At 72.9% G+C, this 23,910-nt stretch carries 18 protein-coding genes and 1 pseudogene; 13 read left to right on the forward strand and 6 right to left on the reverse strand.

The genetic code is table 11. The features are described 5' to 3' along the window. Positions 1-99 precede the first annotated feature (99 nt). Positions 100-1,503 (reverse strand): Re/Si-specific NAD(P)(+) transhydrogenase subunit beta, encoded by a 1,404-nt coding sequence (gene pntB / locus AB0F77_RS35985; RefSeq protein ID WP_361956606.1) that lies wholly within the window; start codon positions 1,501-1,503, stop codon positions 100-102. 10 nt (positions 1,504-1,513) lie between these two features. Further along, a complete protein-coding gene (locus tag AB0F77_RS35990) occupies positions 1,514-3,061 on the reverse strand; it encodes a Re/Si-specific NAD(P)(+) transhydrogenase subunit alpha (RefSeq protein WP_361956609.1) in 1,548 nt (515 codons plus the stop codon). Positions 3,062-3,593: 532 nt separating this feature from the next. Between AB0F77_RS35990 and AB0F77_RS35995 the strand changes: the two genes are divergently transcribed. Then, complete coding sequence (locus AB0F77_RS35995) at positions 3,594-4,370, forward strand: hypothetical protein (protein WP_361956612.1); 777 nt, start codon at positions 3,594-3,596, stop codon at positions 4,368-4,370. 60 nt (positions 4,371-4,430) lie between these two features. Beyond that, positions 4,431-8,735 (forward strand): CHAT domain-containing protein, encoded by a 4,305-nt coding sequence (locus AB0F77_RS36000; RefSeq protein WP_361956615.1) that lies wholly within the window; start codon positions 4,431-4,433, stop codon positions 8,733-8,735. A 177-nt stretch (positions 8,736-8,912) separates the two neighbouring features. On the opposite strand, the gene AB0F77_RS36005 is transcribed toward AB0F77_RS36000, so the two are convergent. Further along, positions 8,913-9,944 carry a Gfo/Idh/MocA family oxidoreductase gene (locus tag AB0F77_RS36005; protein WP_361956618.1) on the reverse strand — a complete coding sequence of 344 codons (1,032 nt, stop codon included), beginning with the start codon at positions 9,942-9,944 and terminating at the stop codon, positions 8,913-8,915. Between the two features lie 222 nt (positions 9,945-10,166). On the opposite strand from AB0F77_RS36005, the gene AB0F77_RS36010 reads away from it, so the two are divergent. From AB0F77_RS36010 to AB0F77_RS36030, 5 genes are all read left to right on the forward strand, one after another. Further along, positions 10,167-10,652 (forward strand): helix-turn-helix domain-containing protein, encoded by a 486-nt coding sequence (locus AB0F77_RS36010; protein WP_361956621.1) that lies wholly within the window; start codon positions 10,167-10,169, stop codon positions 10,650-10,652. A 220-nt stretch (positions 10,653-10,872) separates the two neighbouring features. Beyond that, positions 10,873-12,075, forward strand: coding sequence for an alpha/beta hydrolase fold domain-containing protein (locus AB0F77_RS36015; protein WP_361956624.1), 1,203 nt, complete (start codon positions 10,873-10,875; stop codon positions 12,073-12,075). An 11-nt stretch (positions 12,076-12,086) separates the two neighbouring features. Beyond that, a complete protein-coding gene (locus AB0F77_RS36020) occupies positions 12,087-13,202 on the forward strand; it encodes an NAD(P)-dependent alcohol dehydrogenase (protein WP_361956627.1) in 1,116 nt (371 codons plus the stop codon). A gap of 136 nt (positions 13,203-13,338) precedes the next feature. Beyond that, positions 13,339-13,974 (forward strand): TetR/AcrR family transcriptional regulator, encoded by a 636-nt coding sequence (locus AB0F77_RS36025; protein ID WP_361956630.1) that lies wholly within the window; start codon positions 13,339-13,341, stop codon positions 13,972-13,974. A gap of 297 nt (positions 13,975-14,271) precedes the next feature. Beyond that, entirely contained in the window at positions 14,272-16,044 is a 1,773-nt protein-coding gene (locus AB0F77_RS36030; protein ID WP_361956633.1) for a M4 family metallopeptidase, read from the forward strand. 150 nt (positions 16,045-16,194) lie between these two features. Here AB0F77_RS36030 and AB0F77_RS36035 read toward each other — a convergent pair whose 3' ends face one another. Both AB0F77_RS36035 and AB0F77_RS36040 read right to left on the reverse strand, forming a co-directional pair. Then, complete coding sequence (locus tag AB0F77_RS36035) at positions 16,195-16,392, reverse strand: ferredoxin (RefSeq protein ID WP_361956636.1); 198 nt, start codon at positions 16,390-16,392, stop codon at positions 16,195-16,197. Positions 16,393-16,463: 71 nt separating this feature from the next. Next, positions 16,464-16,967, reverse strand: a pseudogene (locus tag AB0F77_RS36040) (cytochrome P450); the annotation flags it as partial. 367 nt (positions 16,968-17,334) lie between these two features. On the opposite strand from AB0F77_RS36040, the gene AB0F77_RS36045 reads away from it, so the two are divergent. Continuing rightward, positions 17,335-17,727, forward strand: a complete 393-nt coding sequence (locus AB0F77_RS36045; RefSeq protein WP_361956639.1) for a TetR/AcrR family transcriptional regulator C-terminal domain-containing protein — start codon at positions 17,335-17,337, stop codon at positions 17,725-17,727. A gap of 54 nt (positions 17,728-17,781) precedes the next feature. Here AB0F77_RS36045 and AB0F77_RS36050 read toward each other — a convergent pair whose 3' ends face one another. Then, complete coding sequence (locus AB0F77_RS36050) at positions 17,782-18,399, reverse strand: TetR family transcriptional regulator (RefSeq protein WP_361956642.1); 618 nt, start codon at positions 18,397-18,399, stop codon at positions 17,782-17,784. Between the two features lie 60 nt (positions 18,400-18,459). Here AB0F77_RS36050 and AB0F77_RS36055 point away from each other — a divergent pair, with 60 nt between their 5' ends. The 5 genes from AB0F77_RS36055 to AB0F77_RS36075 all read left to right on the forward strand — a co-directional run bounded on the left by AB0F77_RS36055 (position 18,460) and on the right by AB0F77_RS36075 (position 23,819). After that, the gene (locus tag AB0F77_RS36055) at positions 18,460-19,437 is read left to right on the forward strand and encodes an aldo/keto reductase (RefSeq protein WP_361956645.1); all 978 of its coding nucleotides are present in this window, start codon (positions 18,460-18,462) and stop codon (positions 19,435-19,437) included. A 768-nt stretch (positions 19,438-20,205) separates the two neighbouring features. Continuing rightward, positions 20,206-20,952, forward strand: a complete 747-nt coding sequence (locus tag AB0F77_RS36060) for an IPT/TIG domain-containing protein (protein WP_361956648.1) — start codon at positions 20,206-20,208, stop codon at positions 20,950-20,952. A 219-nt stretch (positions 20,953-21,171) separates the two neighbouring features. Further along, on the forward strand, positions 21,172-22,188 hold the full coding sequence (locus AB0F77_RS36065; RefSeq protein ID WP_361956651.1) for an IPT/TIG domain-containing protein: 1,017 nt from the start codon (positions 21,172-21,174) through the stop codon (positions 22,186-22,188). Positions 22,189-22,403: 215 nt separating this feature from the next. Continuing rightward, a complete protein-coding gene (locus AB0F77_RS36070; RefSeq protein ID WP_361956654.1) occupies positions 22,404-22,934 on the forward strand; it encodes an Ig-like domain-containing protein in 531 nt (176 codons plus the stop codon). A 219-nt stretch (positions 22,935-23,153) separates the two neighbouring features. Further along, the gene (locus AB0F77_RS36075; RefSeq protein WP_361956657.1) at positions 23,154-23,819 is read left to right on the forward strand and encodes a GntR family transcriptional regulator; all 666 of its coding nucleotides are present in this window, start codon (positions 23,154-23,156) and stop codon (positions 23,817-23,819) included. Positions 23,820-23,910 lie beyond the last annotated feature (91 nt).

Below are 23,910 nucleotides of genomic sequence, written 5' to 3' on the forward strand. Positions count from 1 at the left end.
AAGCCGGGCAGGTCGGGGCAGGAAAAAGGGGCCGAGCGGGATGTCCCGCCCGGCCCCTGTGGTGCCTGTGGTGCCTCCGGTTTCGTGCTGCCGGACGCCTCAGCCCAGGGCGTCCACGATCTCGTTCACCCGGTCCTTGGCGTCCCCGAAGAGCATCTGGGTGTTGTCGCGGAAGAACAGCGGGTTCTGGACGCCGGCGTACCCGGTGGCCATGGACCGCTTGAACACGATGACGTCCTTGGTCTCCCAGACCCGCAGCACGGGCATGCCCGCGATCGGGCTGGCCGGGTCCTCGTCCGCGGCCGGGTTGACGGTGTCGTTGGCGCCGATGACCAGCACCACGTCGGTCGCGGCGAGGTCGTCGTTGATCTCGTCCATCTCCAGGACGATGTCGTACGGCACCTTCGCCTCGGCGAGCAGCACGTTCATGTGTCCCGGCAGCCGGCCGGCGACCGGGTGGATGCCGAACCGCACCTCCACGCCCTTGGCGCGCAGCTTGCGGGTCAGCTCGGCGACGGGGTACTGCGCCTGGGCGACCGCCATGCCGTAGCCGGGGGTGATGACCACCGAGGAGGCCCCGGCGAGGAGTTCGGCCGCGTCGACGGCGTTGATCTCGCGGTGCTCGCCGTAGTCCTCGCCGCCGCCCGACGGGGCCTCGATGCCGAAGCCGCCCGCGATCACCGACAGGAACGAGCGGTTCATCGCCTGGCACATGATGTACGACAGATACGCGCCCGACGAGCCGACGAGCGCGCCGACCACGATGAGCAGGTCGTTCTCCAGCAGGAAGCCCGAGGCGGCGGCCGCCCAGCCGGAGTAGCTGTTGAGCATCGAGACCACGACCGGCATGTCACCGCCGCCGATCGAGGCCACCAGGTGCCAGCCGAGCGCGAGGGCGACGACCGTGACGGCGATCAGTTCCCACAGCTGCGGGTCGGCGACGAAGGCCACGGTCAGCGCCACGAAGGCGACGAGCGCGCCGATGTTGATCCAGTTCTTGCCCGGCAGCATCAGGGGCGCCGACTTGATGCGCGCCGACAGCTTGAGGAAGGCGACGATCGAGCCGGTGAAGGTCACCGCGCCGATGAAGATGCCGATGAACACCTCGGCGTGGTGGATGCCCAGCAGCGAGCCGGTGAAGCCTCCTTCGCCGTCGTGCTCGACCTCCAGATAGCCGTTCCAGCCGACCAGGACGGCGGCCAGACCGACGAAGGAGTGGAGCAGGGCGATGAGTTCGGGCATACCGGTCATCTCGACGATCCGGGCCCGCCACAGACCGATGGCGCCGCCGACGACCACGGCGACGGCCAGCAGGGCGACGCCGTAGCCGGCGCCGTCGTCGATCACCAGACCGATGGTCGCGGCGAGCGCGACGCCCATGCCCGCGATGCCGAACCAGAGACCGCCCCGGGCGGTTTCGTGCTTGGAGAGACCGGCGAGGGACAGGATGAAGAGCAGGGCGGCGACGAGATAGGCCGCGGTCGCGATCGAGGTTGCGGTCACTGGTGTCACCTCAGCCCTTCTGGAACATGCCGAGCATGCGGCGGGTCACGGCGAAGCCGCCGAAGACGTTGATGGACGCGAGCAGGATGGCGACGGCCGCGACGACCCGGATCACCGTGTGGTCCAGGCCCACTTGGAGCAGGGCGCCCACGACGATGACGCCGGAGATCGCGTTGGTCACCGACATCAGCGGCGTGTGCAGGGCGTGGTGGACCTTGCCGATGACGTAGAACCCGATGACGACCGACAGCGCCAGCACCGTGAGGTGCTGGGCCAGCCGGCCGGGCGCGACGGCGGTGACCAGGAAGAGGGCCGCCGCGGCGAGGGCCGTGACGCCGAGCCGCGCCGCCGGGGAGAGCCGCTTCTTCTCCTGCTGCGGCCGGGCCGGTGCCGCCCGGCCGGCCGCGGGGGCCGCGGTCGGCGCCGCCGAGACCTGCACCGGCGGTGGGGGCCACAGCTTCTCGCCGTCCCGTACGACGGTGATCCCGCGCTGGACCACGTCGTCGAGGTCGAGCACCAGTTGCCCGTCCTTGCCCGGCGTGAGCAGCTTCATCAGGTTGACCAGGTTGGTGCCGTACAGCTGGGACGCCTGGGCGGGCAGCCGGCCGGCGAGGTCGGTGTAGCCGATGATGGTGACACCGCCGTCGGTGACGATCTTCTGGTCGGCGACCGAGCCCTCGACGTTGCCGCCCTGCGCGGCGGCCATGTCCACGATGACCGAACCGGGCTTCATCGCGGCCACGTCGGCCGCGGTGATCAGCCGCGGCGCCGTGCGGCCCGGGATGAGCGCGGTGGTGACGATGATGTCGACGTCGGCGGCCTGCTCGGAGTAGATCTCCGCGGCACGCGCGTCGTACGCCTCGCTCGTGGCGCTCGCGTAGCCGGTGCCGGACTGCTCCTGCCGCTCGGCGACGACGACTTCGAGGTATTCGCCGCCGAGCGACTTCACCTGGTCGGCGACCTCCGGGCGGGGGTCGGTCGCGCGCACGACCGCGCCCAGCGACGAGGCCGCGCCGATCGCGGCGAGGCCCGCCACGCCGACTCCGGCGACCAGTACCTTGGCCGGGGGCACCTTGCCCGCCGCCGTGACCTGGCCGGTGAAGAACCGGCCGAACTCGTGGGCCGCCTCGATGACCGCCCGGTACCCCGCGATGTTCGCCATCGACGAGAGCACGTCCAGGGACTGCGCCCGCGAGATGCGGGGCACAGCGTCCATGGCCAGCGCGGTCACCGGCCGTGCCGCGAGCGCGTCCACCAGCTCCGGGTGGAGCGCCGGCGCCAGCAGCGACACCAGCGTCGAGCCCTCGCCCAGCCGGCCGGCCTCGTCGACGGTCGGCCCGTTGACCCGGAAGACCACGTCGGCCGTCCACGCCTCCTCGGCCGAGCCGATCCGCGCGCCCGCGGCGGCATAGGCGTCGTCGGAGAAGCGGGAGGGCTCGCCCGCGCCCTTCTCGACGAGCACGTCGTAGCCGAGCGCCAGGAGCTGTCTCGCGGTGGCCGGAGTCGCGGCGACCCGGGTCTCCCCCGGTTTCGTCTCGCGCGTGACACCGATCAGCATTGCGCCTCCTCTTTCTGGTCCGGGGGGCATCCCCCATGTCCGCAGTTGCGGACACAGCCTATGTCCACACTCGTGGACATCTCGTGTCGCGGTCCGTCCGTACGGCTCGCCGTGTCCGAGAGGTGGACACCAAACCACGGCCGACGTTCCGGAGTCCGCTGACGGCGAGGCCTGTTCCGCGGGCCGGCGCTCCTGCGCCCGGGACCGGTCCGACGGATCTCACCACGTTCGGGACAGATGGAGGCGGGTCGACGACCGTCCGGTACGACGCCGCTGTTCGCGGTGCGTCCGTGGTCCCCGCTTCCCGGGCCCGGGGCCGATACCGAGGTTCTTCCTCCGTTCCGTCCCCCGGGTCCTTGAACTCGCCAGAGAGGGACCTTCCCTTCGCCATGAGCGCCATGCGTGACCGCGCCGCCCACTTGCCGGAAATCCGGGGCCGGGAATCGAGGCGGGTCGTACGGGGCGACTTCGGTGACGTCGTGTGACCGGAAGGCTACGATGGCCCATCGGCTGGGGTGAGGGCGGGGGAACGATGACTGCGGCCATTCATGAGCGGTACACGAAAGAGATCTACGACGGGCTGGGCTACTTCGCCGTGTGGATGCCCAACAGCCCCGTCTCCCTGGGGGACGTGGGCGTCCTGCGCGGCCGGCGCTTCCACCGCATGACGTCGCTCGCCGAACTCGGCGTCGCCTTCGAGACGGTCGGTCCGGGCGCCCCCATGCTGCACGGCTACTCCTCCGCCGGTGACGTCGAGGTCGCGGTGAGCGGCGAGGTGGCGGCACCCGACGTCCTCGGACTCGGCGTCGAGCCCCGGCTGACGGTCACGGTCACCTTCCACGAGGCGCACGCGACGTACTTCCGTGCCGCCGGCTGCACGGAGGAGGTGATCGGCGACCACCTTGCGCTCCAGCGCGGCATCGCCGACCTGCGCAAGGCCGGGGTCTGGCGCGGCGAGTACCACGTGGTGACCAAGCTGGTGCGGACCGGCCCGGCGATGATCCTGGTCTCCAGCCGCGGGGGCACACGGGTCGAGTTCCAGGCGTCGGCCGACCTGGCCCCCGTGTCGCTGCCGCTCGGCTCGGCCGGCGCCGGGGTCGGTACGTCGGCCGGTTCCAGCCTCGCCGCCGAGGCCGTCACCCTCGACGGCGGGCTCACGCCCCTGTTCGAACTCAGCGCCCTGCGCCGGGGCATGGCCACCCGGCGCAGGCTCCGGGTGCGCGAGTCGGGCGGCGCCCCGGCGGACACCTGGAGGCTGACGCCGCTGTCCTGGGAGGAGTTCGCCCAGGACGGTGCCGTACCGGACTGACGCCCGCCGCCCCGCGACCTTCCCCGGAGCAACCCACACTCCGCTCACCGGCGAGGATTCATGGCACAACCCCCTCTGGACGAGAACGCCCGTCGGCTGATGAAGGTCGTCGACGGCATGCCGGTGCGCCTGCCGGAGCGCGAACGGGTGGTGGCCGCCCTGGACATGGTGGCCACGACGGAATGGACCCGGGTGCGCGTCAAACTGCCGCAGGAACGGATCGACGCCCTGCTCCGGCCCCGGTCGGCCGCCTCCGGCGACCTGGCGGACCTCCTCGCCGTCGCCCGCGCCGCCGCTCACGCGTACGGCTTCGAACACGTCGGTGTGGGTCTGATCGCGGTCGCCCTCGTGCTCACGACCAGGGTCGGACACACGGACGCGGGCGACGCCGACGTGGTCGCCGAGGCCTTCGGCCTCGGACACCTGGAGAACGTGTCGGGCGTCCTCGACCGCCACCGGGCGGCACGCGAGGCCGGACGGCCCGCGGAGGACGACGGCGGGCCGGTCGGCCGGCTGGCCTGGGGCCCCACGGCGGCGGGACGCCGACGGCAGCGGCTGGCCCGCGCCGCCCTGTACACGACCCGCGGCGCGGCGTTCGTCCTGCTGCTGGTGCTCGCCGCCACCGGGCACGGCGGCCTGCTCGCCTGGCCGGTGGCCTTCGCGGCGATCCTGTCGTCCTGGGACGTCCGGCAACAGCCCCTGGAACTGGCCGACAACCTGCACGTGGGAGAGCTTCCGCTGCGCCGGCCCTGGCACGGCTGCCTCGCCGCCGTGGCCGCACTGGCCGGGCTGACGGACGCCGCCGCCGTCCTCACCGTCCTGTATCTGGCCCTGCCGTCGATCGCCCAGTGGGGCGAGGCGGGCGAGGCACGGCACTTCTGCATGGAGGGCGCGGAGGTGCGCGGCACGGGGCGGCGGACGGCCACCAGCCAGGCGGTGGTGGAGAGTTACGCCGTACGGCGCCGACGCCGGCACGAGGCGGTGGTGCTCGCGGTGGCCGCCGCGCCCGCCGCTCTCCTCGCCGTCGCCTTCGACACGCCCTGGGTGGTCTGCGTCCTCACCGCGGTGTTCGCCGCCCGGCGGCTGGCCGGACTCGCGGTCGTGGTGGCGGCGGTGGCGGTCGCCACCGGGGCCGACGTCCGGGTCCTCGCGGCCGTGTTCGCGGTGGGGCTGGTCGCCCGCGCGGTCGACGCCTGGTGCGATCGGCCGCCCCTGGCCCACGTCCCGGTCCGACGCCCGCCGCTGACGTGGGTGTTCACCCCCGACGGGCGTTCCGTCGCCGCGGCGCACCGGCTGCTGCGCCGGGGACTGCCCGCCGCCGCGCTGCGCAGACTCGCCACGGTCCCGTCCGACGGCCGTCACCCCGAGGCCCGGCTCCTGAGGGGCTGGGCGTTCCTGGAACAGGGACACCCGGGAGAGGCGAAGCGGGCCGTGCCCCCCGGGGACGGGGTACCGGCAGGCGTCGCCGCCCTGACCCCCGAGGACCGGGAACCGACCGGCGCCGCCGCCCCGACCCCCCAAGGCCCGGAACCGACCGGCGCCGCCGCCCCAACTCCCCAAGGCCCGGAACCGACCGGCGCCGCCGCCCTGATCACCTGCCTCGCGGAACTCGACCTGGGCGATCCCGAAGCGGCCGAAGCAGCGCTCGCCCGCCTCGACCCCGACACCGCCGGAAGCGATCACCCCGGGCTCAGCCCCTCGTCGGGCGGGCGGGTGGAACGGTCGGACGTGTGTGTTGCCCGGTTCCGGCTCGCATTGCTGCGTGGGGACACCGACGGGCTCATCGAGACGATCGCCCGTGAGGTGCCCACGCGGATCACCCGCCGCTCCCTCACGAGGGCCCTCGGCCTGTTGCGCCTCGCCGCGGAGGCGGCGCTGCCCACCCGCCCCTCGCTCGCCCTCTATCTGGCCGGCTCCGGACTCGTCCTCGCGCGCGCCGCCCAACCGGACTCCCTCTCCCAGGACTTCGGGCTCGCGGGCACGGGCAGGACCGTCGCGCTCGAAGTCGTCCGCTGCGGCGCGCTGACCGGTCTCGCCGAACTTCGGGAGGGCGTCGACGCCGACGTGGACACGGTGTCCCAGCTGGGCGCCGCCGACGGCGCGGCCGGCTTCCTGATGAGGCTCGACCGGCCCATCGAGGCGGCGGCGCACCTCAACGCCCTCGCCGACCGCCTCGCGGCGGACCCGGCACACCGGCTCGCCGCCCTCGACAGCCGGATCGAGGCGCTGACCGTGCTCAACGCCACCCGGCACGAGCTGCACACCAAGGACGAACGACGCCAGTGGTGGGGCGTCTTCGGCAGGACCGTGCACCGGGCCATGGAGCAGGCGGCGGCCGGCGCCGACTGGGAGACCCTCGCCGAACTCGTCGAGTCGGCCCGGCTCCAGCTCGGCCCCGACATGCCGGGCGGCGCCCTCGACGCGGCCGGCACGACCGCCCCCTTCATCCGGGTCAGGGGCGTCTCCCGCATGGAGCAGGCGCACTGGTACCGGACCGGACAGTCCCCGCCCGTCCACGCCCTGGAGGACATGGCCGGCATCGTGCTGGGGCCGGGCACCTGGTGGTGGAGCACCTGGGTCCACGACCGCACCGTCTTCTGGTCCCTGGTGCCGCCGAGCGGCCCCGTGACCGGCGGAACGCTCGCGCTCACCGACGGCACGGGACTCACGCAGGCGCTGTCCGACCTGCGGGACGCGCTTCCCGGGCGGTATCCGGGCGAGGACGACGACGCGTGGGAGGACAGGGTGCTGGGCAGCCCGCTCCTCACCGGTCCCCTCCCCGCCGAGCTGTCCCTCGCCCGCAGGCTCGGCGCGCTGCTGCCGCCGCCGCTGAGCCGGGCCCTGCTGGAGGGCGACGGCGGGATGCGCCTCGCCATCGCGCCCGCCGCGGAGTTCGGCCATGTGCCGTGGCCGGCCGTCGCCGTCCCGGACGACCGGCAGGACGTAGCGCCCGGCGGGCCGCGGGACGTACGGCTCGTCGAGCGCTGCACCGCCGTCGTCGCCCCGCCGGCCGGGCTGCTCGCCCGGCTCGCCGACCGGCCGCGCCCGGACGACGCCCCGCCGCTCGGGCTCGCCGTGATCGACCCGGGCGGCGACCTGCCGTGGGTGCCCGAGTACGCGCGGCTGCCCGCCGCCCGGCAGTTGCTCGGCCTCGTCCCGGACGGCGTCGACACGGTCGGCCCGGCCACCGACCTGTCCCTGGCGGACTTCGCCGAGCGGCTGCGCGGGGCCGGTTCCGAGTCGACCGCGGTGTTCGCCTGCCATGTGGAGGCGGACGGCGAGGCCCCGGACCGGGGCATCCTGCTGCGGCCCGGCAGCGGCGGGGCCCCACCCGCCGAGCCGCCGCGGGTCCTCACCGCGCAGATGCTGATCTCCGCGCCCGACCGGTACCCGATGCCCCGCCAGGTCGTCCTGCTCGCCTGCGACAGCGGCGACGTGGGCAACGCCTCCGCCGGTGAATGGCTCGTCCTCGGACCGGCCCTGCTGTGGGCGGGCGCCGACCGCCTCGTGGTCACCAGCTATCCCGTCATCGACTCGGTGGAGGAGGACCCGGACACCGGGGCCGTGACCGAAGGGGGCGACGTGATCGACGGACGGCTGCTGTCGGCCCTCGTACGGCGGGAGCGGGTGGTCGACGCCCTGCACGACGTCCAGCGCGAGAAGCTGGCGCGCTGGCGGGCCACCGGCCGCGAGGGCGCGCCGATCCACTGGGGCGGGCATCTCGCGATGGGCGCCCACGGGACGCCGGGCACGCCCCGCTCCCTGGCTCCCCTGCCCGGCCGGTACGTCCACGAGACCGTCCTGCGCCTCCTGGACGACGCCGCCGAGTACGCCGCCGGCGCGGGACGCGCCACCGTCACGCCCCGGGACGTGCTCGTCCAGCTCGGCCTGTACGGCTTCGAGACGCCCAACCCACTGCGCCGGTACGCCGGTCTCGCGCCGGTCTACGGCCATGTGCTCGCCTCGGCGGCACGGCAGGCGGTGAGCAGGCGCCGGCCCATGGACGACGGACGCGACGTACGTCCCGACGACCGGGTCATGGACCTGCTGCGGGCCACCGCGGCGGTCGCGAACGCCGCCCGCCACCAGGTCGTGAACGTGGAGCACGTCCTCGCGGCCCTCCTCGGCGGCCGGGACGTGCCGGCCTCGCTCGGACGGGCGGTGTTCGGCTGGGACGGCCGCCGGCCCGAGGTGGTCAAGGAAATCGTCGGCGACACCCAGGACGGATACCAGTACACCGGGCTGCCCGACCTCCACCACCTGGCCGCGGACGCCGTACCGGAGCTCTACGCGGTCCTGGACGCCGACGTGCCCGGCCCCGAGGACGCCGAACGCTGGCACATCGCCGACCGGAAACCACGCTGACCCGGGCACCCTGTCCGGAGGACGGCGGGCACTTCGGCCATCCGGAGGAGCCGGACGCGTTCGCCCCGGCCGTGTGGGACTTCGTGACCGGCACGGCGCCCGGGGGCGGGTGACCGGGCCCGCCGGGCGGACCGCACGCGCGCGGACCCCGGGGACCGCCCGGCGGGGCCGGCGGGCTCAGCCGTCCTTCGCTCCGCCGCGGACCGGCAGTCCGCCCGTGCGGTAGATCTCGTCGAGGACCCCCATCGTCACCACGGCGTCCCTGGCCGAGGTGAGGACGGGGGCCCCGTCGAGGACCGCCGCGGCGAACGCCGACAGCTGACGGTCATAGGTGGACGGGGTGCGCGGCAGCCGCTCCCGCCGTACCACGCGGCCTCCCCGGTCGTGTGGTGCGCGGACGGTGAGCCGGTGGTAGAGCTGCGGCATCAGGAAGTTGGTCACGTCCAGCTCACCGGCCGTCCCGACGGCCCGGGCCCGGACGGACAGCACGCGGCGCGACCACATCGACGCGCGCACCCGCCCGGAGACCCCGTCGGGAAAGGCGAGTTCGGCGGTCATGGCGCGGTCGACACGCGGGTCCTTGCGCAGGGTCAGCAACTCGGCGGCGGTCACGGTCGGATCGCCGCCCAGGAGCCGGGCGACGTGCACCGCGTAGCAGCCGGCGTCCATGGTCGCGCCGCCGGCCAGCGCGTAGTCGTACCGGATGTCGCCGAAGCGCGGCAGCGGGAAGCACACCTCGGCCTCGACACGGGTGAGCCTGCCGAGTTCACCGCCGGTCACGATGGCGCGCATCCGCTCGGCGAGCGCGTGGTGGCGGTAGTGGAACGCCTCCATCACCACCAGGCCGTCGCGTGCGTGGGCCGCGTCGGCGGCGTCCGCGACGCGTTCGGCCTCGGCGCGGTTGGCGGTGAACGGCTTCTCGCACAGCACGTGCTTGCCCGCGCCGAGGGCCTTCGCCGTCCACTCCGCGTGCAGGCCGTTGGGCAGCGGCACGTAGACGGCGTCCACCCGCGGATCGGCCAGCAGGGCGTCGTAACCGTCGTGCACGACGGGGATGCCGTGCTTGCGGGCGAAGCCCTCGGCGCGGGTCCGGTCGCGGGCGGCGACCGCGGTCACCGTGACGCGCGGGTTCCGCCGTGCGGGCTTGAGCAGGGCGGCGGGGGCGATGGCGGCCGCTCCGAGCAGGCCGATCCTGAGACCTTCGGTCATGGGGTCAGTGTGCCAGCCGTGTTCCGTGGTACGGAAGTTGAGCTTCCGCGGCGCCGATTCCGCGGCTCGCGCAGGTCCGCCGGGTGCCGCCGGGTCGTGGTCCGCGGCCCGTCCGTCGCCCGGCCCCGCCGACGCGGTCCCGTGCGGGCGGGGTGCCCGCCACTAGAATCACCCGGTGCCCGGTCTCCGTACGGCTGCCGGGAGAGGCGGAGGAGAGCGCACATGATCGGCAGGGCGGAGCGCGGCACCGGGGACTCCGACCTGGGAGTACTCGCCGGACGGCTGCTCTTCGCCGTGCAGGGCGAACTCTTCGCCGCCCTGGGCGCCCTCGGCTTCGACGACCTCACACCGCGGCACGGCGCCGTCCTCGCCTATCTGACGCCCGACGGCGTCCGCGCGACCGAGCTGTCCCGGCTGTCCGGTCAGCACAAGCAGGTGATCGGCACCCTCATCGACGAGCTCACGTCCCTGGGCTACGTCGAGCGCCGCCCCGACACCGCGGACCGGCGGGCGAAGCTGATCTGCCCCACCGGTCGCGGGCTGGCCCAGATGGCGGCCGCCGACCGGATCATGGCGGCCATGCAGGCCCGGCACGCCGAGCGGGTCGGCGAGGACGTCTACGCCGAGTTCAAGCGGGTGTTCAGCGACATCACCGAGCACCAGCGCGAGGACGCCCGCACGGCCGCGGAGCCCCCGGCGCCCGTCTGACCGGACGGCACGGCGGGGCCCGTCCCGGTCGTCACCGGTATCACTTGCCTTCGTCCGGGGAGGGAAGTAGGTTGAATTAGTCACCAATATTGACTATCAATAATAATGACCAGAGTTTCCGACCATCCGGAGGACACCGCGTCCCGCCGTGCGCGCACCGCCCGACCGCGCACGTTCCGTTCCGCAGCGCACGCCCGCATCCTCGCAGAGGGAGTCCGTGATGTCCGTCATCGAAATGACCACGTTCCAGGTGAGGCCCGACCAGGTCTCCGCCATGCTCGCCGCGCGCCCCGGGATGCTGGCGGCCTTCCGCAGGGACCGGCGCGGCTTCGTCTCGGCACGGCTCGTGCGCACGAGCGGGGACAACTGGCTGGACTTCGTGGAGTGGACGGACGACGCCGCCTGGGACGAGTCCCGTGCCAAGGGCGCGAACCAGCCCGAGATCGCCGCGTTCTTCGCCACGATCGACGCGGTGGTGAGCGCCGAGCGCGGCGCCCGCTACGACGACGCCGCCGACGGCCGGCGGTCGGTGCGGACCGTCGCCTACGGCCCCCACCCCTCGCAGGTGGGCGAGCTCTACCTGCCCGAGGGCGAGGGGCCCTTCCCCGTCGTCGTACTGATCCACGGCGGGTACTGGTCCGCCATGTTCGACCGCCGGCAGACGACCGGCCTCGCCGACGACCTGGTGGCCCACGGGTTCGCGGTGTGGAACGTCCAGTACCGGCGCATCGGCGAACCGGGCGGCGGCTGGCCCGGCACCTTCCTGGACGTGGCCGCCGCCGTGGACGCCCTCCGGGGCATCGATCCCGCGGTGGACGACAACCGCGTGGTGGTCGTGGGCCATTCGGCCGGGGGCCAGCTGGCCGCCTGGACCGCGCACCGGTCCGTGCTGCCCGCGGGGGCGCCCGGGGCGAACCCGCGGGTGACGCCGGTCGGTGTCGCCTCGCTGGCGGGCGTGCTCGACCTCGTCGCCGCGGACGCCGTCGGATTCGGCTCCGTGCTGGCCGATCCCGACGCCGAGCCGACGGCCGGGGCGCCGGACCCGTCGAACCCCGTCGCCTGGCCCACGGTCGGCGCCCAGGCCAAGGACGGGATCACCCGCGTGCTGCTCGGCGGCACCGCCTCCGACGTGCCGGAACGGTACGCCCTGGCCTCGCCGACCGCGCTCCCGCCCACGGAGCTGCCCGTGCTGGTGGTCCACGGCACCGCCGACGACGCCGTCGCACCGACGTACAGCCGCGCCTACGCCGACGCGCAGGCCGCGCGGGGCCAGGACGTGCGCCTCGTGGAGGTGGAGGGGGTCGGCCACTTCGGCGTGATCGACCCCGCGGGCCTCAGCTGGCGCCTCACCCGTGAGTGGATCGAGGACCTGCTCGGCCACGGCGCGGACCAGCGGCCGGCCGCTTCCCCTTCCCAGGGCTGAGGGGGGAGACCGTGACGGTGCGGGCCACGGCCGCGACGGTACGGGCCGCGGGGGCGGCGTTCACGGTGCGCGAGGTGGACCTCGCCGAGCCGGGACCCGACGAGATCCTGGTCCGCGTCGAGGCCACCGGGATGTGCCACGCGGACCTCGCCGCACGGAACGGCGACTTCCCCTTCCCGCTGCCCGGTGTGGTCGGCCACGAGGGCGCCGGAGTCGTCGAACGCGTGGGGCCCGACGTGACCTCGGTGCGCGTGGGCGAGCGCGTCATGCTCACGTTCGACTCGTGCGGCCGGTGCGCCGACTGCGCGGCCGGTGTGCCCTCCCAGTGCCGTGCGTTCGTGGAGTACAACTTCACCCGCGGCGCCCGCCCCGACGGGACGCCCACGCTGTGGGCCGACGGGGAGGTGCTGCGCGGCAATTTCTTCGGACAGTCGTCCTTCGCGACACACGCGCTGACGCGGGCGCGCAACACCGTCCCCGTCCCCGCCGGGGCGGCGGACGTCCCGTCGGCGACGCTCGCCCCGCTGGGCTGCGGCGTCCAGACCGGGGCCGGTGCCGTGCTCAACGTGCTGCGGCCCCCGGCGGGGGCCGCCCTCGCGGTGTTCGGAGCCGGTGTGGTCGGTCTGTCCGCCGTGATGGCCGCCGCCCTGCTGCCCCTGGACGAGATCGTCGTGGTGGACGTCCAGGACTCCCGGCTGGAGCTCGCGCGCCGGCTGGGCGCCACCCAGGTCGTCAACTCCCGTACGGCGGACGCCGTCGAGGCCCTGCGGGACCTGACCGCCGGCGGTCCGGACGCCGTCGTGGAGAGCAGCGGGGTGCCCGCCGTGCTCGTCCAGGCGATCAGGAGCCTGGCCACCGGGGGCACCGCCGGAGTCGTCGGGGTGCCCCCGTTCGGCGCCACCGCGCCGGTGGACGTCGCCGATCTGGTCAACAACAGCAAGCGGGTCGTCGGGATCGTGGAGGGGCGGAGCGATCCGCCGGTGTTCCTGCCGTATCTGGCCGAGCTGGTGGCCGACGGACGGCTGCCGGTCGGCGAACTGGTGCGGACGTTCCCGCTGTCCGACGCCGAAAGGGCAGCGGCGGAGATGACGTCGGGACGGGCCGTCAAACCGGTCCTGCTGCCCTGAGGGACGGTCCGCCGACCCCGCCGCTCGCCGCCGCTCGCCGCTGCTCGTCCACGGACGGCGCTTCGTTGACATCTCGGGGGTGCGGTGAAAACGTCGCTGAGCAGTCATTTCTGATCATGCGCAGGGAGCACGCCCCATGACGAGACGCGACGACCAGCGCCGGGCCACCGAGGCCCGTATCGTCGAGGCGGCGGTCGAGTCGCTGATCGAGCGGGGCTACGCGGCGACCACGGCCCAGGGCGTCCAGCACCGCATCGGCATCAGCCGCGGCGCGCTGCTCCACCACTTCCCCACGCGTGAGGCCCTGTCCGCCGCGGCGGTGCGACGGCTCGTCGAGCTGAACCTCCGGGCCGTCCGCGAGGAGCACGAGTCCGCCGCGGACACCGGCGACGCGATCGCCCGCGGCGTGCTGGTGCTGTACCGGGCGAGCCGACGTCCCTCCTTCGCCACCGAACTCGAACTCTGGGCGGCGTCCCGGGCCGACGTCGAACTCCGCGAGGCCCTGCGGGCGACCGAACGCGCGGCCCTCAGGGAACTCGACGCACTCATCGACGAGATCTTCGGACCCGGGGTCACCGGCCGCCCCGGTTACCGCACGATGGTCTCCCTCACCGTCCAGTTCCTGCGGGGCCTGACCATCAGCGGCACCATGCGCCGCCACCGCGAGGACGACGAGATCGTGCGGGAGTGGACGACGCTGATGAACCGTCTGCTCGACGACGCCGACACCGGCCCCGATCCGGCGGTCCACAAGGCCGATCCGCCTGCCTGACGCGCATAGATCGGGCCAACTCCCCCGCACGCCCGATGGATGGCGGAAAACCACTGCATCACCAGAAAGTGAATCACGTCACACCGGCGAACGGCGCCGCACCAGCGCGTTCACCCTCTCGACATCGTGAACAAGCGGTTGATACATGAACTGGACGCCTCAGGCGTCCAGTTGGGACCCCGACCCCCACGGACACGGACTATTGGCAGGACCAACTTGCCATGTCATGCTCCTGCCCATCGTTCCGAGCCCCCCGCGGCTCGGCCCCCACCACGATGCAGTCCGAGAGGAACACGCATGCGCGTGAAGCTCATATCCAAGGTCGCCGTGGCCATAGCGATCGCGACCGCCGCCACCGCCTCGGTGTCCGTGCCGGCCCTCGCGGCCCCCGCCCCGGAGTCCACCGCTTCGAACGCCCAGGCCGCCCCCACGCGTTCGGCGGTCGTCGACGCGGCCCGCACGGCGGCGTTCGCGCACCGCACGCAGACCGGCCTCGGCGCGAAGAGCGGACTCGCCGCCTTCGACGTGATGGTCGACGTCAACGGCAAGCAGCACGTGCGCTTCTCCCAGACCTTCCGGGGGATTCCCGTCGAGGGAGCTGACATCGTTGTCCACCTCGACGCGGCCGGAAGATTCCTGAGCGTCACCCGCGCCAGCGAGGCGACCGTCAGCGTTCCCACGGTCACCGCCGACCTGACGCAGGCCCAGGCCCGCGCCAAGGCGGCGGCGCGCGTCAGCCACGGGGTCGCCGGCCAGGCGCAGTTGGTCGTGCGCCACCTCGACGGCGTGAGCACCCTCGCCTACCACGTCGACGTCGTCCCGTCCGACGGTGCCATCGACAACGCCCGTACCGTGCTGGTCGACGCGGCCTCGGGGGCCGTGCTGAGCAGCACGCCGGCCACGGACGGCTTCATCTCCCCGCAGCTGCGCGAGAAGATGCTGGCGACGGGTGAGCGTGCGACGCCGACCACCGGCGCCCCCCGCACCCTCGCCGCCGCGCCCGGGGCGGCCGCCGCGTTCCCGTCCCCCGCGACCGGCACCGGCCGGACGATCTTCTCCGGCACCGTGCCGCTCAACACCACGCAGACCGGCACCAACGCGTTCACCCTGGTCGACAGCACGCGCGGCAACACCGAGATCCGCGACGGCCGGCACACCCCCAGCCTGACCAACACGATCTTCAACACGTCCACCGTGCTGACCGACACCGACAACGCGTGGGGCAACGGTTCCGCGACGGACAACACCACGCCCGGCGTGGACGCGCAGTACGGCCTGTCGGCGACGTACGACTTCTACAAGGCGACGTTCAACCGCAACGGCATCGCCAACGACGGTGTCGGCTCGCACGGTGTGGTGCACTTCAGCACCAACTACGGCAACGCCGGCTGGTTCGACGGCTGCCACTGCATGATCTACGGCGACGGCGACGGCCGTACCTTCACCAAGCCGCTGGTCCAGCTCGACGTCACCGGGCACGAGCTGACCCACGGCGTGGTCTCGGCGACCGCCAAGCTCACGCCCTCCTCCAACGCGCAGATCGGCCAGGAGCCGGGCTCCCTGAACGAGTCGCTCGCCGACATCTTCGCCAGCGGCGTCGAGTTCCGGACCGCCAACCCGAACAACCCGGGCAACTACCTGGTGGGTGAGCAGCTCGGCCTCGCCCAGACGTTCCTGCGGCGCCTGGACCACCCGTCGCTCGACCGGCTCGAAGGCGCGATCGACTACTGGAGCACCAGCACCCCGCGCACCGAGGTGCACGCCGGCTCGGGTGTCTCCTCCCACGCCTTCTACCTGCTGGCCGAGGGCAGCGGCAGCAAGACCATCAACGGGGTCGCCTACGACTCGGCGACCTTCGACGGGCAGCCCGCGACGGGCATCGGCCGGGACAAGGCGCTGGCGATCTTCTACCAGGCCCTGACCCGGTACATGGTCTCCACGACCAACTTCCACGCGGCGCGCACCGCCACCCTCAACGCCGCCGCCGACCTGTACGGCACCGGCAGCACCGAGTACAACGCGGTCAACCGGGCCTGGGCCGCGGTCAACGTCACCGCCACCAACGGCTGACGGACCACCCCGACGCGGGGTCCCGAGGCCGCCCCCGGCCCCCGCGTCACCGTCCCCAGGGCACGGCGAGCCCGCCTCCTCACCCGCCGTGCCCTGGGGACGCCCGCACCTCGCGGAGCCGACGGCGCCGACGACGATGCGCTCAGGGGGTCACCGCTCGTCCACGGCGATGGCGAGGGCCGGGCACAGGTCGGCCGCCTGACGCGCCTCGGGCAGCCTCGCCCGCTCGGGCCGGTCGGCGAGCAGGACGACAACGCCGTCCTCGTCGCGCTGGTCGAACAGGTCGGGGGCAACCAGGACGCACTGGCCGGAGGCGACGCATCGTTCCTGGTCAACGGTGATCTTCATGAGCTGTTCCTCACAGGACTCGCTGGGTGGGGGGGTTCCGCCGGACGGCGGACGTGGTGCGGGGCCGTGCGTCACCAGGTGACCGGCAGTGAGGTGACGCCGTAGATGCCCTCCTCGGACTTGAACGGCACCTCCGCGAAGGGGATCGCGAGGCGCAGGCCGGGGATACGGCGGTGCAAGGTGCCGTGGACGACCTGGAGTTCGACGCGGGCGAGGGGCCGGCCGAGGCACTGGTGGATGCCGTAGCCGAAGGCGAGATGGCGGCGGGCGGGGCGGCGCAGGTCGAGGCGGTCGGGATCGGGGGACGCTCCGGCGTCCCGGTTGCCCGCGTTGTTCGCGGCGATGACGCCCTCGCCCGGCGCGATGCGCACGCCCGCCAGTTCGACCGGTTCGGTCGCGACGCGCAGCAGCCCGGTGTGGGTGATCGACAGGTACCGCAGCAGTTCCTCCACGGCGCCGGCGACGAACGAGGCGTCCTGGTTCTGCCGCAGTTCGGCGAGGGCGTCGGGGTGCGTCAGCAGGGCCAGGGTGCCGAGGGAGATCATGTTCGCGGTCGTCTCGTGGCCGGCCACTAGGGCGTGTTTCGAAAGTAGCGCCGTCCGCCCGGAGGGCGGGGCCTGCGGCGTCTGGTGCGTGCAGTCGCAAGGCGGAGGATCGCCCTCGTACTGGATGTACTTGGGCGTTCCGACAACGCAGCGAGTGTGCGTGCCAGGCGTCGCGGGCCAGGCGGGACTTTCGAAACACGCCCTAGCAGGACGAGGCACAGGTCGACGGCCTCCTCCGCGCCGAGCGCGCCGGTGGCGACCTGTTCGGCGACGAGCCGGCTGATCAGGTCGTCGCCCGGGTCCGCCGCCTTCCGCGCAAGCAACCGGGCCAGGTGGTCCCGCAGTTCACCCACCGCCTCGGCACTCTCGGCGGGCGCCGTGGCCAGGGCCATCCGACGTGAGCAGGACTGGAACAGGGCGTGGTCCTCGTACGGGACTCCGAGGAGTTCGCAGATCACCAGCGACGGGACGGGCAGGCCGAACTCGGCCACCAGGTCGACCGGGCGCGGGCCGGCCAGGAGGGCGTCGACGCGGTCGTCCACGATCCGCTGGATGCGGGGGCGCAGTGCCTCGACGCGCCGCCGAGCCCGCCTGGCGCGCCTCGGCGCAGGCCCACCTCGACGCGCTGGCCGCCTCGGGCGACTACCCCCACCTCGCCGCGTTCGGCACGCGGGGCCTGCTGCCCGGCGACGACGACGGCGACGACACCATGTTCGACACCGGCCTGGAGTGGCTGCTCACCGGCATCGAGGCACGGCTCTCGGCGACGCGCGCGGAGGGCCGGGGCTGATCGTCCCCCGATCGCGGTCGACCGGGGGGGGCGAGCGGGACCGATCAGGGCTGATCAGGGCCGATCGGGGACGGCCTCGGCCGATGACGCCCAGCGGTAACCGACCGACGCGAACGCGTCGTCCACGAAGGTCGCGAGCGAGCGGGCGCCGTCCTCGGCGACCCACTCCTCCAGGGCGGCGTCGAAGCACGACAGCGCGCTGAGCACCAGGGCCCGGGCCTGCGTGCCGCCGACCCCCGTGTTCGACCGCAGCACGGGCATCAGGAACTCCGCCCACTCCTGGTGCTTCTGGGTGCTGCGGGCCCGCAGCGACGACTCGCTCAGCAGCACCCGCATCGCACGCAGCGAGCCGTCGTCGTCGTTCTCGGTGATCTCCACCAGCGGTCGCAGCGCCCGGCGCAGCGCGGGCCAGGGCTCAAGGTCGCCGCACCGCTCCAGCTCCCGCCGCACGAGCTCGCCGTTGGCGGCCGCGTCGACCAGGACCGTGTCCTCCTTGGACGAGAAGTACCGGTGGAAGGTCCTCGCCGAGGTGCCGGCCGCCTTCACGATGTCGCCGACGGTCACATGGGCGAACCCGTGCTCCTCGAACAGGTCGATCGCGGTCACGGCGATCTGTCGGCGCACGGCGTCACGCGCGTGCTGGCGCAGGGGGATCGGGGCCACATCCGTCATGCGGCGAGTCTAGTCGGCCATGAATGGCAGAGTCTGCCATTCATGGCCTACAGTGCCAGTATGACGAACGAACGACTGCACAAGCGCAGGCTCGGCCGGCAGGGTCTCGAGGTCACCGAGATCGGATTCGGTGCCATGGGCATCTCGATCGCCTACGGCGACGCCGACCCCGCGGGCGGCGCCGACGCCATCCGGCGGGCACACGACCTCGGCGTGACGATGTTCGACACCGCCGAGCTGTACGGCTGGGGCGAGAACGAACGTGTCGTGGGCGCCGCCGTGGCCCCCTTCCGGGACGAGGTGACGATCGCCACCAAGTTCGGCTTCACCAGCGACTTCGGTGTCGACAGCAGGCCCGAGCACATCCGGGAGGTGGTCGAGAACTCGCTGCGGTTCCTGGGCACCGACCACATCGACGTGCTCTACCAGCACCGGCCCGACCCCGAGGTGCCCATCGAGGACGTCGCCGGCACCGTGAAGGAGTTCATCGACGCGGGCAAGGTGCGCTACTTCGGGCTGAGCGAGGCCGGCGAGAACACGATCCGCCGCGCCCACGCGGTCCAGCCGGTCTCCGTGCTCCAGACCGAGTACTCGCTGTTCGAACGCGACGTGGAGATCCTCTTCCCCGTGCTGCGCGAACTCGGGATCGGCTTCGTGCCCTACTCCCCGCTCGGCCGCGGCTTCCTCACCGGCACCGCCAGACCCGCCGACCAGTACCCCGAGGACGACATGCGCAGCCGGGACCCGCGGTGGCAGCCCGGCAACTTCGAGCGCAACACCGAGGCGACGGCCCGGCTCGCCCGGCTGGCCGCCGACAAGGGCGCGACGGTGTCCCAGCTGGCGCTGGCCTGGGTGCTCGCCCAGGGCGAGGACATCGTGCCGATCCCCGGGACCCGCAGCGCCGCGCGTGTCGCCGAGAACGTCGCGGCGGCCTCGCTCGACCTCACCGACGACGACCTGAAGCGGATCGCCGAGATCCTTCCGCGTGGCGGCCACGGCGCCCGCTTCCCGGAGGGCCTGGTTCCGTCCTGGGACTGAGCCCGGACGGGGGCCCGGCCGGGACGGTCACCGCGGTCACCGCGGTCACGATGTGTCACGGTGTGTCACGGCGCCGAGGAAGTCCACGACGATTCGGCACCGCTGCCGATTGATGCCCCTGCCACCACCTCGGGAAACGGCCCACGACGGCCCGAACCCGCACGCTCGTCCGATCGGGTGACAACCACGGCCTGGGCCTTGTGGCATATGTCCTGACCCTGCGTGACTGTACGTATCCAACCAATGGGCAGCCCGTACCGCTCGGGGAGCGTGGTACCGGTGTGGGCTGTCGCCCTCCACACGTGGGGAGGGTGCAGGTCCACCGGGATCACGATGGGCACCCCCGAGGGGGTTGGATCGTCGGCCGGTACCGCTCGCGCGGTGCCGGCCGGCTCATTTTTTTGCCTCCGGAAGCGGCTCTCCTCCACCCCGCACGGGGCTCTCCGGCGTACGCCGGTAGTACACGAACCCCCACCCTGACGCGCTCCTCCGTCCGGGTGATGCCGTGATATGACGCCTTGTCAGAGACGCCTCCATGTGGAGTACTTGAAGCAGCGAACCGGTGGGCCGCCCATCCCAAGACCGGGGATCACGATATAGGGCGGCGTCTGCCGGTTCTTCCTTTGTGCGCCAACGAGGGAACTCCGTTGATCCGGCGGCGCGATCGAGCCGTACGCCCTCCCGTGAGGGGCCTCCACGAGGCCGGCCCCGCGGTCCCCCGGTTCCGCTGTGTCCTCTGTCCCAGACCTGTCAGCGAGGAGTCTCTCCATGCCCATTTCCCCGAACCAGGGATCCACCGGCGGCGGCACGCTGGTGACCATCACCGGTACGAACCTGTCCGGCACGACCGCCGTCACCTTCGGCACCAAGCCGGCCACCAGCGTCACCAACGTCTCGCCGACCCAGGTCACGGCCGTGTCGCCCTCGGGCACCGGCGTGGTCGGGGTGACCGTGACCACCCCGGGCGGCACCAGCAACCCGATCCCGTTCTTCTACGTCGGGGCCCCGTTCAAGGCCTCGCTCGGCCCCACCTCCGGCCCCCTGGCCGGCGGCAACACGGTCACCATCAACGGCGTGGGGCTGGCGACGGCCACCAGCGTGTCGTTCGGCGCCAACAACGCCACGCCGACGATCGTCTCCGACACCCAGATCACCGTCACCGTGCCGGCGGGCGCGGCGGCGGGTCCCGTCGGAGTGAGCGTGACCACCGCGGGCGGCACCAACAACGGACTGTCCTACACCTACGTGGACGTTCCCAGCGTGACCAGCGTCGCACCGACCTCCGGTCCGACGTCCGGCGGCACCGGTGTCACCATCACCGGCACCAACCTCGCCTCCACCGAGTCCGTCACGTTCGACGGCAACCCGGCGCCGTTCTCCGTGGTGAACTCCACCACGGTCTCGGCGGTGACCCCGCCCGGCACCGCGGGCGCGGTCGACGTGGTGGTGACCAACCCGGCCGGCTCCGACACGGCCGCCGGCGCGTTCACCTACGTCGCGGGTCCCGGCATCTGACCCCCGTCCACGCTGCCGCCCGGTGCACACCGGGCGGCAGCCCGTCCCGGCCGCCGCTCAACGAGCGGTAGTCGTCTCCCTGTCAGCCGTCCGGTCACGTGATCCCGCGTGGTCGGACGGCTCTCATCCACCGGCGCCCCAGAGGCGGCGGTACCCCCGGCCCGGATTCGGCATCCGCGTCACCCCGGGCTTCGCCCAGGCTGCCATAGGAGCGTCCTCATGCCGCCCACGATCAGTGCCATCAATCCCTCGCAAGGCCCCACCACCGGGGGCACCTCCGTCACCATCACCGGCACCGGGATGACGGGGTCCACCGGCGTCCGGTTCGGCAGTACCAACGCCACGTCCTTCACCGTCAATTCGGCCACCCAGATCACCGCGGTCAGCCCGCCCCGCGCCGCGGGCGCCGCCGCGGTGACGGTCCTCCATCCCACCGGCAACAGCAACTCGGTCACGTTCACCTATGTCGTCGCCCAGGTGCCGGCCGTCACCGGGGTGTCGCCCGGCAGCGGTCCGACGGCGGGCGGCACCAGCGTCACCCTGACGGGAACCGGGTTCACGGGGGCCACGGCGGTCACCTTCGCCGGGGTCCCGGCGACGTCGTTCACCGTGAACTCGGCCACCCAGATCACCGCCGTGACACCCGGCGGGAGCGCCGGGGCCGCCGTGGTGGCCGTCACGACACCGGGCGGCACCAGCGCCCCGGACGCCTTCTTCTTCTACGCCTCGCCACCCGTCCTCACCGGCGCCAGTCCCAACCAGAGCCCGACGGCGGGGGGCGTGGTGGTGACCCTGACCGGAAACGATCTGCTCAACGCCAGTGCCGTCCGCTTCGGTGCCACCAACGCCACCTCCTTCACGGTGGTGTCGGCGACGCAGATCACGGCCACCGCCCCACCGGGGACGGGCAGTGCACCGATCACGGTGGTCACCCCGGGCGGCACGAGCAACCCCGTCGCCTTCGCCTATGTGGCCGCGCCCACCCTGACGTCGCTGCTGCCCAACGTCGGTCCGACGTCCGCGGGCACCGTGGTCACCCTCATCGGCACCAACCTGGCCACCGCATCGGCCGTCACCTTCGGCGGCACGCCGGCCTCGTTCACCGTCGTGTCGAACACGCAGATCACGGCGGTGGCGCCCGCGGGGTCCGCCGGGCCGGTCACCGTGACCGTCACCACGGCGGGCGGCACCAGTCCCGGGCTCACCTACACGCGCGTCGCCCCGCCAAGCATCTGACACCCGGACGACGGGGAAAGGAGCCGCCGCACTCACCTCGTCCAGCCCCTTGTGCCGCTCCCCCACTCGGCTGCCCGACGACCGGTCCTGGCCGCTGATCCAACCGGGTTGCTTGTGGGCGCCGCCTCCCTCGAAGGCAAAAAGATCGCCATAGCGTGAAGCTTCACGGTGCCCGCGACCTGCGGGCCCGGAGACAGAAACAAGGAGCTGAACCGGTGAGAATCACACCACGCAGAGGGAAATTCGCCGTCGCCGCGGCGCTGGCCGCCGTGCTCGGGATGGCCTCGCCCGCCTGGGCCGTACCGTCGAGCACGACGGTGACGGCCGCTCCGCAGTCCACCGAGGTGGGCGATCCGGTGCAGTTGACGGCGACCGTCGACTGCACCGCCGACCCCTCCGGCGGGCTCGGCGTGACGTTCTTCGACGGCGGCACCCTGCTCGACACCGTGCCCGTGAGCGTCAACGGCCAGGCCGGCTACACGGCCACGTTCAGCACGACCGGCACGCACACCATCACCGCCGCCTACAACGGCAACGAGGAGTGCGACGCCTCCAACAGCACCACGACCGTCCAGGTCACGTCCGCCCCGACGCCGCCCGTTCCGACCCCCGGCTACTGCCTCCTGGGCTGCGGCGGGCTGTTCAACTTCTCCGTCGGCAACATCACCCACAACATCAACACCTCGGGTTACTCCGGTCACTCCGGTCACAAGTACTGGACGCAGGGCCTGCGACACCTGCTCTAGGTCACCCCACGCCGGGGTCGAGCGGAAACAGCGAGCCTCGGCTCCGGCAGCCACAACTTGCCGACTGCCCCTCATGCCCGCACTTCCATAACACCCCATATCCGCCATGGATGGCCCCGATGTACGAGGGGCGGTGCGTGAAGACGTTCGCCCGGGTGGTCCGGCTCCACGGCCGACCGCGATAATGCCCGTGCATCCCGAGAGAGGTTGGGGGCCGACATGTTGTTCAACGGGCTGCCGCAAGGAACCGTACCGAGGCTGGTGCGGCCCGAACCGATGCGCGACCGGGTCTACGACGCCCTGCTGGAGCTGATCAGCACCCGCTCGCTGCTCCCCGGCCAGCGTCTGGTCGAGACCGAGCTGGCGAGTCGGCTCGGGGTCTCCCGGCAACCCGTGCGCGAGGCGCTCCAGCGGCTGAACACCGAGGGCTGGGTGGACCTGCGTCCCGCTCAGGGCGCCTTCGTCCACGAGCCCACCGGGGAGGAGACCGACCAGCTGTTCGTCGTCCGTACCCTGCTGGAGACCGAGGCCGCCCGACTGGCCGCGACCGCCCCGTCCAGCGCGGATCTGGAACGCCTCGACGAGCTGTGCACGACGGGCGAGGCCGCGCTGGCCGCGGACGACGTGGACGGCGTGGTGATGGCGAACGCCGCCTTCCACGCGTACGTCATGGAGCTGGCCGGGAACGCCGTGCTCGCGGAGCTGGCCGCACGCGTGGAACGCAAGGTGCGCCGCTACTACACGCCGATCGCCCACGAGGCATGGACGGAACACCGCGAGCTGATCGCCGCCTTCGCCGCCCGCGACGAGGACCGCGCCCTGCACGTCATGCGGGCCCACACCGTGAACGCCAGGACACGGTTCCCACCCCGGCTGGCCGTCTAGGGCGTGTTTCGAAAGTCCCGCCTGGCCCGCGACGCCTGGCACGCACACTCGCCGCGTTGTCGGAACGCCCGAGTACATCCAGTACGAGGGC

Source organism: Streptomyces sp. NPDC026672, from assembly GCF_040638185.1.
In the GTDB taxonomy this organism is placed as follows: domain Bacteria; phylum Actinomycetota; class Actinomycetes; order Streptomycetales; family Streptomycetaceae; genus Streptomyces.

Coding starts and splice junctions, on each gene's coding strand:
- AB0F77_RS36030 (WP_361956633.1), top strand. CDS start 14,272: ATGCGCGTGAAGCTCATATCCAAGGTCGCCGTGGCCATAGCGATCGCG.
- AB0F77_RS36000 (WP_361956615.1), top strand. CDS start 4,431: ATGGCACAACCCCCTCTGGACGAGAACGCCCGTCGGCTGATGAAGGTC.
- AB0F77_RS36010 (WP_361956621.1), top strand. CDS start 10,167: ATGATCGGCAGGGCGGAGCGCGGCACCGGGGACTCCGACCTGGGAGTA.
- AB0F77_RS36055 (WP_361956645.1), top strand. CDS start 18,460: ATGACGAACGAACGACTGCACAAGCGCAGGCTCGGCCGGCAGGGTCTC.
- AB0F77_RS36075 (WP_361956657.1), top strand. CDS start 23,154: ATGTTGTTCAACGGGCTGCCGCAAGGAACCGTACCGAGGCTGGTGCGG.
- AB0F77_RS36065 (WP_361956651.1), top strand. CDS start 21,172: ATGCCGCCCACGATCAGTGCCATCAATCCCTCGCAAGGCCCCACCACC.
- AB0F77_RS36050 (WP_361956642.1), bottom strand. CDS start 18,399: ATGACGGATGTGGCCCCGATCCCCCTGCGCCAGCACGCGCGTGACGCC.
- AB0F77_RS35995 (WP_361956612.1), top strand. CDS start 3,594: ATGACTGCGGCCATTCATGAGCGGTACACGAAAGAGATCTACGACGGG.
- AB0F77_RS36015 (WP_361956624.1), top strand. CDS start 10,873: ATGTCCGTCATCGAAATGACCACGTTCCAGGTGAGGCCCGACCAGGTC.
- AB0F77_RS36025 (WP_361956630.1), top strand. CDS start 13,339: ATGACGAGACGCGACGACCAGCGCCGGGCCACCGAGGCCCGTATCGTC.
- AB0F77_RS35990 (WP_361956609.1), bottom strand. CDS start 3,061: ATGCTGATCGGTGTCACGCGCGAGACGAAACCGGGGGAGACCCGGGTC.
- AB0F77_RS36005 (WP_361956618.1), bottom strand. CDS start 9,944: ATGACCGAAGGTCTCAGGATCGGCCTGCTCGGAGCGGCCGCCATCGCC.
- AB0F77_RS36035 (WP_361956636.1), bottom strand. CDS start 16,392: ATGAAGATCACCGTTGACCAGGAACGATGCGTCGCCTCCGGCCAGTGC.
- AB0F77_RS36060 (WP_361956648.1), top strand. CDS start 20,206: ATGCCCATTTCCCCGAACCAGGGATCCACCGGCGGCGGCACGCTGGTG.